The 12,528-nt window shown below is 32.9% G+C and carries 10 protein-coding genes; 8 read left to right on the forward strand and 2 right to left on the reverse strand.

The annotated features are described in order from the left end of the window. The first annotated feature begins 11 nt into the window (after positions 1-11). Both gtfA and gtfB read left to right on the forward strand, forming a co-directional pair. Positions 12-1,529, forward strand: coding sequence for an accessory Sec system glycosyltransferase GtfA (gene gtfA, locus GVY01_RS10860; RefSeq protein ID WP_159333765.1), 1,518 nt, complete (start codon positions 12-14; stop codon positions 1,527-1,529). After that, positions 1,522-2,862: an accessory Sec system glycosylation chaperone GtfB gene (gtfB, locus tag GVY01_RS10865; protein WP_017637757.1), complete on the forward strand. Its 1,341-nt coding sequence runs from the start codon at positions 1,522-1,524 to the stop codon at positions 2,860-2,862. The genes gtfA and gtfB overlap by 8 nt, the downstream gene beginning before the upstream one ends. Before the next feature lie 74 nt (positions 2,863-2,936). Here gtfB and GVY01_RS10870 read toward each other — a convergent pair whose 3' ends face one another. After that, positions 2,937-3,410 (reverse strand): arginine repressor, encoded by a 474-nt coding sequence (locus GVY01_RS10870; protein WP_017637758.1) that lies wholly within the window; start codon positions 3,408-3,410, stop codon positions 2,937-2,939. Positions 3,411-3,828: 418 nt separating this feature from the next. On the opposite strand from GVY01_RS10870, the gene arcA reads away from it, so the two are divergent. The 5 genes from arcA (at position 3,829) to GVY01_RS10895 (ending at position 9,351) form a co-directional block, all read left to right on the forward strand. After that, positions 3,829-5,064, forward strand: coding sequence for an arginine deiminase (gene arcA / locus GVY01_RS10875; RefSeq protein WP_017637759.1), 1,236 nt, complete (start codon positions 3,829-3,831; stop codon positions 5,062-5,064). Positions 5,065-5,116: 52 nt separating this feature from the next. Continuing rightward, complete coding sequence (gene argF, locus GVY01_RS10880) at positions 5,117-6,124, forward strand: ornithine carbamoyltransferase (RefSeq protein WP_017637760.1); 1,008 nt, start codon at positions 5,117-5,119, stop codon at positions 6,122-6,124. Positions 6,125-6,225: 101 nt separating this feature from the next. After that, the gene (arcD, locus tag GVY01_RS10885) at positions 6,226-7,656 is read left to right on the forward strand and encodes an arginine-ornithine antiporter (RefSeq protein WP_017637761.1); all 1,431 of its coding nucleotides are present in this window, start codon (positions 6,226-6,228) and stop codon (positions 7,654-7,656) included. Between the two features lie 17 nt (positions 7,657-7,673). Then, the gene (gene arcC, locus GVY01_RS10890) at positions 7,674-8,615 is read left to right on the forward strand and encodes a carbamate kinase (protein ID WP_017637762.1); all 942 of its coding nucleotides are present in this window, start codon (positions 7,674-7,676) and stop codon (positions 8,613-8,615) included. 19 nt (positions 8,616-8,634) lie between these two features. Beyond that, the gene (locus GVY01_RS10895; protein WP_017637763.1) at positions 8,635-9,351 is read left to right on the forward strand and encodes a Crp/Fnr family transcriptional regulator; all 717 of its coding nucleotides are present in this window, start codon (positions 8,635-8,637) and stop codon (positions 9,349-9,351) included. A 148-nt stretch (positions 9,352-9,499) separates the two neighbouring features. Here GVY01_RS10895 and GVY01_RS10900 read toward each other — a convergent pair whose 3' ends face one another. Next, complete coding sequence (locus tag GVY01_RS10900; protein WP_017637764.1) at positions 9,500-11,095, reverse strand: ABC transporter ATP-binding protein; 1,596 nt, start codon at positions 11,093-11,095, stop codon at positions 9,500-9,502. A gap of 101 nt (positions 11,096-11,196) precedes the next feature. Between GVY01_RS10900 and GVY01_RS10905 the strand changes: the two genes are divergently transcribed. After that, positions 11,197-12,528, forward strand: coding sequence for an ABC transporter permease (locus GVY01_RS10905; protein WP_017637765.1), 1,332 nt, complete (start codon positions 11,197-11,199; stop codon positions 12,526-12,528).

A 12,528-nucleotide genomic window follows, 5' to 3' on the forward strand; every position in this document is an offset into this window, starting at 1 on the left:
GAGGTCTATTGATGACAATATATAATATCAACTTTGGTATAGGTTGGGCGAGTAGTGGTGTTGAATATGCCCAAAGTTATCGTGCCAAAATGCTTCGCCACTTAAAAGATGATGCAAAATTCATATTTTTAGACTTTATTTCATCAGAAAACATACAAACGTTAACACAAAATTTAGGATTTAAAGATAGCGAAGTTATTTGGATGTATCAATATTTTACAGATATTCCAATCGCCCCTACGACGTATACTTTAGAACAGCTCAAACATGATATTGGAAATACCATTACACGAATTGAAGTAGATGCTCAAGGTAAAATCCAACGTCTTTATTTAGATCATCAATCACAAACTTTTGTGACTTGTTATATGAAAAATGCAAATAAACCTTATGTTGATCGTGCTGAATTTGTAGTTAATGGTATGCTTATTCGCAAAGATTTCTATAGCTATGTGCGTGTCTTTTCTGAATACTACGCACCTTATGACAACTATGCGAAACTATATATGCGACAATTCTATAATGAAAATGGCACTATTGCTTATCAAGAAATCATAGATGGCGATGCGCGTTCTTATATATTTAAAGATGCACGTTATTATAGTAAAGAATCCTTTGTTGCTTATTTTATTCAACAACTAAATTTAACTAATCAAGATATAGTAATATTAGACCGAGCCACTGACATTGGACAAGCTGTTCTACAAAATAAAGGAGAAAGTCATGTAGGTGTCGTCATACACGCTGAACATTTCAGTGATAATATCACAGATGATACTAATATATTATGGAATAACTATTATGAATATCAATTTACCAATGCAAAGTACATTGATTTCTATGTCGTTGCTACAGACCTACAAAATCAAATATTGTCTGAACAGTTTCGTCACTATACTGCAGACCGCCCTCGTATCAGAACAATACCTGTCGGAAGTCTCAATCAATTAAGTTTACCGAACGGACATCGTAAACCATACTCAATACTAACCGCTTCCCGATTAGCATCTGAAAAGCATGTGGATTGGATTGCACTCGCAGTTATTAAAGCGAAACAATCTTTTCCACAATTGGAATTTGATATATATGGTCATGGTCCTGAAAGTGATAAAATTCAAGAAATCATACATGATTATCATGCTGAAGATTTTATTCACTTACGAGGTCACGTTAATCTTGATGACATTTATTCACAATATGAATTATTTGTATCTGCTTCACAAAGTGAAGGATTTGGATTAACACTTATGGAAGCTGTTGGTTCTGGATTAGGTATGATTGGATTTAATGTTAATTATGGAAATCCAACTTTCATTGCAGATGGTCAAAATGGTTACTTACTAGACAAACCGTCTAAAGACGAGTCCATTGAGGAGATTACTGATCGTATGGCTGCTAAAATAGTTCAATACTTTAAAAATGGTCCCAAAGACCCTCATCAGAAATCATATGATATTGCTACGCCATTTGAGACCAATGAAATGATTAAAAGATGGCAACATTTAGTCGACGAGGTGCTATATGATTAATTTATTTGAATACTATAATCAACCAACACAATTATTACACCAAACATTAGAATTATCGGGTAATCAACATTTTACTATTTGTATCGAAGATGATGGATTCTTACCTGATGAAGTCACATCCCCATATCAATTCTTTGCGGCTAATCAACTTCATGATAATGATCGTCCTAAATTCTTTAACGAAGTGAGTGTTCCCCCATTTTGGGAAATTAACGGTGATGGTCAATCAGCTCAAATTAAAGATATGGGTCATATTAGAGGTGAAATCGTTTATCGTCCACACTTTAAGACAAGGATTGTTAGTCGGGTAAGATGGCTAGATGATAAAGGGCGTCTACGTTCAGAAGATCATTATACAAAGAATGGCTTTAAATTTGCGGAAACGATTTATGATTTAGCAGGAAAAGCAATATTGAAGAAATATTTAACAAGAGAAGGTAAAGAAGTGATTTATGAGAACTTTGTTACTGGAGATTATGTTTTAGATTGGCAAGGTCAATCTCATTTCTTCGCTTCAAAAGTCGAATTTATCACATACTATCTACAACAAATTCAAGTCGATTTATCAGATATTATTATTAATTCACTATCTACACCTTTCTTAGTATTACATCATATGAATGCAGCTGGTAGAGGTATCCTGTTCTGGCAAGAAAGTAGTCAAGGTCATGTCCCAGGAAATATGTTGTCCTTACTTGATAATACATTACAACGTGAATTCTCTGTCATAATTCCTGACTATAAAGAATATGACACTATCGTTTCGCAACTTAATCAAGAACAAGCTTTAAGCGTATTTCAATCTGGTTATTTGTATGATTTTAATAAAACTAATCAATATTCAAATCATGCGTTAATTCTGACAAATTCTGATGATATTCCACAACTTGAGACTTTAATTATTACACATCCAAATATACAATTTCACATTGCTGCTGTGACTGAGATGTCTTCCAAATTAATGGCATTCGACCAATATCATCACGTACATCTATATCCGGCAGCTACAAAAAATATTTTTGAAGCACTATATCAACGATGTGATATTTATCTTGATATTAATCAAGGAAATGAAATTGAAAATGCTGTTACACGTGCTTTCCATCATCAACATGTCATCTTTGCTTGGGACGAAGTGATACATCAACATACATTTATTGCACCAGAAAATATATTCACTTTGACTGATGTGGAAACATTAAACCATGTATTAACTGATATCACTTCGAATAAACAACACTTTGATCAGCATCTTGCATATCAAGCGAGACATGCAAACCAATCAACAGTAAAAGATTTTACCAACACAATGCATCTTGCATTACATGAATAAATTCTAATAAATATGTTAAAAGCCACTTCTATTTCAACTAAAAATAGAAATGGCTTTTTGTATACTTATTCATTTTAAATAATATCATTATTATACGTCTCTCCAAATAATTGATAATGAACAAACGCTGCAAGTTCTGTTGATTCCACTAAGATGAGTATTGTATCATTGCCTCCCACTGTTCCTAACACTTCATTTAAATTCATTTGATCAATATAAAAATTCACACTTTGTGCAAATCCGGGAGACGTTTTAATGATAAGATAATTATCTTTAATCGTTACCTTCTCAATTTCTTCTTTATATAAGTTAATAAGTTTTGTTTTTGCTTCATTTTGAGCATTATTATTAAATTTACGATAATAACGCTCATTATTTGCAGAAGGCATTTTATAGATTTTCAACTCATTTAAATCTCTTCCAATCGTTGCCACACTATATTTAATACCAAAATGTTTATCGATATAATCTACAATTTCAGCTTTCGAATGAATGTCATTGTCCTTAACGATTGTTGATATTAAATCTAATCGTTTACTTTTTTTCATATTTTATACTCCTTTATCTGCATATTTTATAAAATACAGACAAAATACGTCACAATTACCATAACAAATTTCCCTTCAATGATATGTGAAGTTTTTCTCATAATTAACATTTATTATAAACTTTTTTATAACAATATTGAAAATGTTTATTAAAATGTATAATTAATTACTCTCTCATGACTATAAATACATTCAAACGAATAAAAAATAATATTATATTAATCAAGCTATATAATATTAATCGAATATACATGTACATATAGGTTTTATGCGTAAATAATGCATAATTTATCATCATATTGCATTGAATAAATATTTTATATGAAGTTTTAGACATTAACTTTGTGAATTTTTTCTCAAACTATTACTTGAAAGCGCTTTATACTCTAGGTGTATTAAATCAAAGGAGGAAATAACAATGGAAACAGGACCTATCCACGTAAACAGTGAAATCGGCAAATTAAAAACGGTATTACTTAAACGACCAGGTAAAGAACTTGAGAATTTAGTACCTGATCATCTAAGTGGATTGTTATTTGACGATATTCCTTATTTGAAAGTTGCTCAAGAAGAGCACGACCGTTTTGCACAAGTATTAAAAGACGAAGGTGTTGAAGTTGTCTATTTAGAAGATTTAGCTGCTGAAGCAATCGCAGATGAATCTGTACGTGAACAATTCATTGACGATATTTTAAAAGAATCTCAAAAGACGGTACTTGGCCATGAGAATGAAATCAAAGAATTATTCGCTAACTTAAATGATAAAGAACTCGTAGAAAAGGTAATGGCTGGTGTACGTAAAGAAGAAATTCAACTTGAAACAAACCACCTAGTAGAATACATGGACGATCGTTATCCTTTCTATCTAGATCCAATGCCAAACCTTTACTTCACAAGAGACCCTCAAGCTTCTGTTGGTAGAGGAATGACAATTAACCGTATGTACTGGCGAGCACGTCGTCGTGAATCTATCTTTATGACATACATCTTGAAATATCATCCTCGATTCAAAAATGATGATGTACCTGTCTGGTTAGATAGAAACTCTCCTTTCAACATTGAAGGTGGCGATGAATTAATCTTGTCTAAAGATGTCCTTGCAATAGGTATTTCAGAACGTACTTCTGCACAAGCTATTGAACGATTATCTAGACAAATTTTGTTTGATGACAAATCTACATTTACTAAAGTACTTGCCATTGAAATTCCAAATAGTCGTACATTCATGCACTTAGACACTGTATTTACAATGATTGATTATGACAAATTTACAATGCATGCCGCTATTTTCAAAGAAGAAGATAATATGAACATCTTTACAATTGAAAAGGATGAACAAGGCAAAGATATTAAAATCTCACATTCTAGCAAATTAAAAGAAACATTAGAAAATGCATTAAACATCGATAATATTGAATTTATTCCAACTGGTAATGGAGATGTTATTGATGGCGCACGTGAGCAATGGAACGATGGTTCTAATACGTTAACTATTCGCCCAGGTGTAGTTGTCACATATGACAGAAACTATGTATCTAATCAATTATTACGAGACAAAGGTATTAAAGTAATCGAAATTACTGGTAGTGAACTAGTTCGAGGACGTGGAGGCCCAAGATGTATGAGCCAACCACTTTATAGAGAAGACATTTAACCAAACCAATATAAACGACTTACTAAACTTTTAAAGAAATGAGGAATGAATCATGTCAGAAATTCAACAACCACTTAACTTAAAAGGTAGACATTTATTAAAAGAAGACGATTTTACTAAGAAAGAATTTAGCGATTTAATCGACTTTGCAATTACTTTAAAAGATTATAAGAAACAAGGTATTCAACATCGATATTTAGACGGCAAAAATATTGCACTTCTATTTGAAAAAAATTCTACACGTACTCGTGCAGCATTCACTGTAGCATCAATCGACCTAGGTGCACATCCAGAATTTTTAGGAAAAAATGATATTCAATTAGGTAAAAAAGAATCAGTTGAAGATACTGCCAAAGTATTAGGTAGAATGTTCGACGGTATTGAATTCCGTGGTTTCTCACAAGATATGGTAGAAGATTTAGCAAAATATTCTGGCGTCCCTGTTTGGAATGGTTTAACTGACGCATGGCATCCAACTCAAATGTTAGCAGACTATATGACAGTTAAAGAAAACTTCGGTCATTTAGATGGAATTAAATTAACATATGTCGGTGACGGACGTAATAATGTAGCAAACTCACTATTAGTAGCAGGTCCAATGCTAGGTGTAGATGTAACTATTTGCTCACCAAAAGAACTCTTCCCTTCTCAAGACTACGTTGATATTGCTGAGAGACGTGCTAAACAAGACGGAGGTTCTGTAACAATTACAGATAATATTGATGAAGGCGTTAAAGATGCAGACGTTATCTATACAGATGTATGGGTATCTATGGGTGAAGAAAGTGAATTTGAATCACGTATTAACTTATTAAAAGATTATCAAGTCAATAAAGCAATGTTCGATAAAACTGGTAAAGACAGTACTATATTCTTACATTGTTTACCAGCTTTCCATGATACAAATACAACTTACGGTCAACAAATTAAAGATGACTATGGTTTATCTGAAATGGAAGTCACTGATGAAATCTTTAGAAGTAAACATTCTAAAGTATTTGATCAAGCTGAAAACCGTATGCATACCATTAAAGCTGTAATGGCTGCTACGCTTGGATAGTTAGCAAAAAAGTACATGCAGGTTTAGTTAAGATATCCTCATATCACTATACAACGTATCACTAACTGAACCTGCTTAATTATTCAAAGGAGAAATGACACATGAGCGAATCAGATACAAATAAACTAAGTAAAACCTCCTTGATTGGCCTCGTCATTGGTTCAATGATTGGTGGCGGTGCATTTAACATTATCTCTGACATGGGTAACCAAGCAGGTGGTTTAGCTATTATTATCGGTTGGATCATTACTGCAATTGGTATGATTTCCCTAGCCTTTGTCTTTCAAAATCTAACAAATGAAAGACAAGATTTGGATGGTGGTATTTATAGTTATGCACAAGCTGGGTTCGGTGATTTTATTGGATTTTCAAGTGCTTGGGGCTATTGGTTTGCAGCATTTCTAGGTAACGTTGCTTATGCCACATTATTAATGTCAGCAGTCGGTAACTTCTTCCCTATTTTCAAAGGCGGAAATACACTCCCAAGTATTATCGTAGCTTCTGTCTTATTATGGGGTGTTCATTACCTTATTTTAAAAGGAGTAGAAACAGCTGCCTTTATCAATAGTATTGTTACTGTAGCTAAATTAATCCCTATCTTACTTGTCATTGTATGTATGATAGCAGTCTTCAACTTTGACACATTTAAAGCAGGTTTATTCGGTATGACATCTGGAGATACTGGTATGTTCAGTTGGGGTGATACTTTAGGCCAAGTGAAAAGTACCATGCTTGTAACTGTATGGGTCTTCACAGGTATAGAAGGTGCGGTTGTCTTTTCAAGTCGTGCTAAAAGTAAAAAAGACGTTGGTACTGCTACCGTTATTGGCTTAATTTCAGTATTAGTCATCTATTTCTTAATGACAGTACTAGCACAAGGTGTTATACAACAAAACCACATTTCTGAGTTATCTAACCCATCAATGGCAGCAGTATTAGAACATATTGTCGGACATTGGGGATCTGTGCTAGTCAATATAGGATTAATTATTTCAGTTCTAGGTGCATGGCTAGGATGGACGTTATTAGCTGGAGAGTTACCATTTGTAGTTGCCAAAGATGGACTATTTCCTAAATGGTTTGCTAAGGAAAACAAAAATAAAGCACCTGTTAACTCTTTATTAATCACAAATATACTAGTACAAATTTTCTTAATCAGTATGTTGTTTACAGAAAGTGCATATCAATTTGCCTTTTCATTGGCATCTAGTGCCATTCTTATACCATATATGTTTAGTGCTTTCTATCAAGTTAAATACACATACTTAACTAAGGATCGTGCTACAACAAAACAATGGGTAATCGGTATTATATCTTCTATTTATGCGATTTGGTTGATTTATGCTGCGGGAATAGACTACTTATTATTAACCATGTTGCTCTATATTCCTGGACTGTTCGTTTACCAAACCGTTCAAAAAAATAATAAAAAACCTTTAACAAAATTAGATTATATATTCTTTGTATTAATCACAATTCTAGCAATCATCGGTATTATCAGATTAATAACTGGTGCCGTAGATGTATTCTAAGTAAGGAGTGAAACTTTATGGACAACAAAATTGTCATTGCCTTAGGTGGAAATGCCATTCAAACTGACGATGGTTCCGCTGATGCACAAAGAAAAGCAATACGTTCAACAATGCAAGCGCTCAAACCTTTATTCAATACAGACGCTGATATTGTTATATCACATGGTAATGGACCACAAATTGGTAGTATGTTAATTCAACAGGCTAAAGCTGATAGTCCGCAAACACCTGCCATGCCACTTGATGTTTGTGGATCTATGACACAAGGTATGATTGGTTTTTGGATAGAAACTGAAGTAAACAGAGTGCTTTCAGAGATTAATAGTCCTAGACGCGCAGGTACTGTCATTACGCGTGTAGAAATTGATGAACATGATCCTCGTATGTCTAATCCTACTAAACCAATAGGACCATTTTACACTAAAGAAGAAGCTGACCAACTACAAAAAGACAATCCAGAATCAACATATAAAGAAGATGCTGGACGTGGCTACCGTAAAGTGGTACCTTCACCTTTGCCAGTGTCTATTTTAGAGCATCAACTCATTAGTACATTAGTAGAAAATCAAAACATCATCATTGCATGTGGTGGCGGCGGCATTCCAGTTATTAAGCGAAATGACACATATGAAGGTGTGGAAGCTGTAATAGATAAAGATTTTGCCAGCGAACGCTTAGCACAACTCATCGATGCTAATACGCTAATGATATTAACGAACGTAGAAAATGTTTATATCAACTATAATCAACCTAACCAAGAGGCATTAACACAAGTTAATGTAGAAACTTTAAAAGACTATGCTAAAGCAGGTAAATTTGCTGAAGGCTCTATGCTCCCTAAAATTGAAGCAGCAATTGATTTTGTTGAAAGCGGTGAAGGCCGACGTGCGATTATTACTAATTTAGAACATGCTTATGACGCTTTCAAAGGACAAGTTGGCACACAAATCAAGCATTAATCACTAAGGTGGTGCGTTTATGACAATCAACCAATCTAGAAACACAACAATCGACAATTCATTAATCACAAATCGTAGTGAGCAGTGTCTTGAGCGTTTAGCCGCATTTATAAACATCCCTGCCGTAGCTCTACAACCGTATAAAAATGAATGCATTGTTAGGCAATACAATAAAGGACAAGTTATTTACTATTCTTCTGACGAATTAACTCATGTATATTATCTCATCGACGGTTATATACTAAGAGAACATTTTAATATGAATGGTGATGTATACAGACTCTTAAATAAAGATGATCAATTGTTCCCCATGCACAATTTATTTCAAGACAAAACAACTAATGAAATGTGTACTGCTATCACAGACTGTATTATGATTGCCATTCCTATTGAATTAATCGAATACCTTTGTAGAAATAACGATAAAGTGTTTATTAGAATCTATCAATTGTTATGTGACAACCAAAGACAACAAATTGAATATCATATGGCTTTAAGTTCTAAAAGTGCAAAAGCACGCGTGACTAAGCTATTAATCTACTTATGTCACATGATTGGTTATGATAACGATGAATTTTATGAAATCAAATCATTTTTAACAATTCAAATGATTAGTGATCTTGTTAGCATTTCACGTGAAACAACTGGACATATTATTCAAGAATTAAAAGAACACAATATTTTACTTAAGCATCATAAAAATTGGATTATAAGCAAACAAATTTCAGAGTTGTAATTTTATTCCCATGAATTCATACTTTATCCCATTTATACGTAACAATGATTCAATATGACCTCCTGTTAAATTAAATGATTGTTATAAGTAAAGCACGCCTCGGTCAGAATTAGCTGAACCGAGTCGTGCCTTTAATTTTTATCTTAACTTATCGATGAGGTATCACTGGAACGTGTGATATTAAATTTCTAGTATATGTCTCTTGTGGTCTTTCAATAATACTTTCAACATCATTTACTTCTACAATTGTTCCATATTGCATAACTGCAACACGATCACACATGTCTTTAATTACACCCATATCATGTGTAATAAATATATATGTCATTCCTAAATCATCTTGAAGTTGTTTCAATAATTGAATGATATCCTTTTGTATTGAAACATCTAATGCAGACACCGCTTCATCGCAGATTAATAATTTAGGTTTAATGGCAATGGCACGTGCAATACTAACACGCTGACGTTGGCCACCCGATAATTCATGTGGATATCGATATAAGAAACTTTCATCTAACCCTACACGTGTTAATAAACGTTTCACTTCTTTAACTAATGCTTCATGTGTTGTGACAAATCGATATAATTTTAAAGGACGACCGATAATATCTATAACTTTAAATTTAGGATTAATAGAGGAATAAGGATCTTGAAAAATCATTTGTATATCCTTACGCAAAGACTTCATTTCTTTAGCAGAAAATAAATTTAACGGCAAGTCTTGATACCAAATCATTCCTTCAGAAACATTGTTTAAACCAACTAATGCTTTAGCTAAACTAGACTTCCCTGAGCCAGACTCACCTACAATTCCTAATGATTCCCCTTCTTTAATTTCAAGATCAATATTTTTTACTGCTCTAAATTCATTGCCATTACTCTTAATATAATCGACACTTACATTTTCGATTTTCAACAATGTTTGATCACTTATCGTTCTAGGTTGTTTAGGTGCGTGCAAATCCGGAATGGCATTAATAAGACGTCGCGTATAGTCAGATTTTGGATTTTTGAAAATAGTTTTGACATCACCAGTTTCAACAACTCTGCCCTCTTTCATAACAATCATTTCATCGCAAAATTGATACACAATACCTAAATCATGCGTAATAAATAAAATAGACGTTTCGATATGTTTATATAATCGCTTCATTAATTCTAAAAGTTGATTTTGTGTGCTAACGTCAAGTGCTGTTGTTGGTTCATCTGCAATTAAGATTTGTGGCTCTAATACTAATGCCATTGCAATCATGACACGTTGGCGCATCCCACCAGAAAATTCATATGGATAAGCATGTAATTTATCTTGAGCATTTCTAATGCCTACACTTTCTAAAATATCAATTGTCATTGCTTTCGCCCGTTTTCTATCAATATTACGATGCTTTAAAATCACTTCCATAATTTGACTACCTATTGTCATTCTGGGATTGAGCGATGATAAAGGATCTTGAAATATCATGGCAATATCTTTTCCTCGTATACCTTGAAATGCTTTATTAGAAAGATTTAATAAATTTTTCCCATTAAATTTAATTTCCCCGGTTAAAGTGTGCTGAGGATAATCAGGTAATAATCCCATAATCGATTTAGCTGTAATACTCTTTCCAGAGCCTGATTCACCCACAATAGCTAACACTTTCTTTTTATCTAATTTAAAACTTACGTCTTGAACTGCTTTAACGGAATGTTGTTCATATTCGAATGATACTCCAAGGTGTTTAACTTCTAAAAAAGATGACATAATCATTCCTCCCTATTCACAAATTACAATTTTTATTCTATAATACTTTTATTATATATCATAGTAATTTAATCAAGATTATTTTTCAAGGAGTGATGCCCATGTCAAATTATCGAAAAGTCTTTTTAGTTCTTTATAATAAAGGACTTTATAAAATGATTTTTTCAATTCTTAGTCTTCCGATATTTTTGTATGCTAGTTTAGTTTATTTGTTAAAACACCATCAAAAAACAACATTAGTGCAAATCCAAGACGAATATAAATTAGAACAAGCACTAAAGAAAAAATATCAATTTCTAAATCGGCGTAAATCTCGATCGCAACTCCAAAAAGAAGCTAGAAATATTTATCACAGTCATCATCGCCGTGATAATCAATATACTGCAACTGATTTTCCCACTTTATATACAAACATCTTATTCGGAAAATTTCCCATTATAAAAATAATTTTAGCTTTACCATTGTTTGTTGTGTTGTCTTTTTATCTCAATCCAATCGTACGTTATATTTTCGAACGCATAATTATGACGCTAGTTGTCATTATTGGTGTAGTCATTGTTGTTTTTACAATACTATATTTATCACCTTTAGATGCGGCATATAGTATTTTAGGACCTAATGCGACAAAAGAACAATTTGCAAAATTTAATCAACTACACCATTTAAACGATCCATATCTTATTCAGTTATGGGAAACGATACAAGGAGTATTTACATTTGATTTAGGTACTACCTTTAAAGGTAATGAAGTTGTTTCTGATGCTGTAGGATCTAGAATACCTATTACATTAACAATATCTGTGTTGGCATTAATTGTAGCACTAGTCATTGCTATACCTATTGGGATTATTAGTGCATTTAAACGAAATAGTTGGATTGATATTACATTGATGATTATCGCTTTAATTGGATTATCTATTCCTAACTTTTGGCAAGGATTACTGTTCATTTTAGCTTTTTCACTTAGGTTAGATATTTTACCGCCATCGTATGTTCCCAATGATCCTTTATCGCTAATATTACCTGTACTAGTCATTGGTACTGCAATTGCTGCATCTATTACGAGAATGACACGTTCCTCTGTATTAGAAGTGATGCGCAATGATTATGTGATGACTGCATATGCTAAAGGTATTTCTAAATCTCAAGTTGTCATAAAGCATATTTTAAAAAATGCACTCATCCCTATTGTGACACTTATTGGAATATTATTTGTAGAATTGTTAGGCGGATCAGCAGTAACTGAACAAGTATTCAATATTAATGGAATAGGCCGATACATTGTTCAAAAGCAATTTGTACCTGATATACCAGCAGTTATGGGTGGTGTTATTTACATTTCAATTGTCATTTCACTCATCAACTTAGTTATAGATATTTTCTATGTCATGATTGACCCTCAACTTCGTGAAGAAATTAAGGAAAGGGTGTAA

The sequence above is a fragment of the Staphylococcus sp. 8AQ genome (genome assembly GCF_902506595.1).
GTDB classification, from domain to species: domain Bacteria; phylum Bacillota; class Bacilli; order Staphylococcales; family Staphylococcaceae; genus Staphylococcus; species Staphylococcus pasteuri.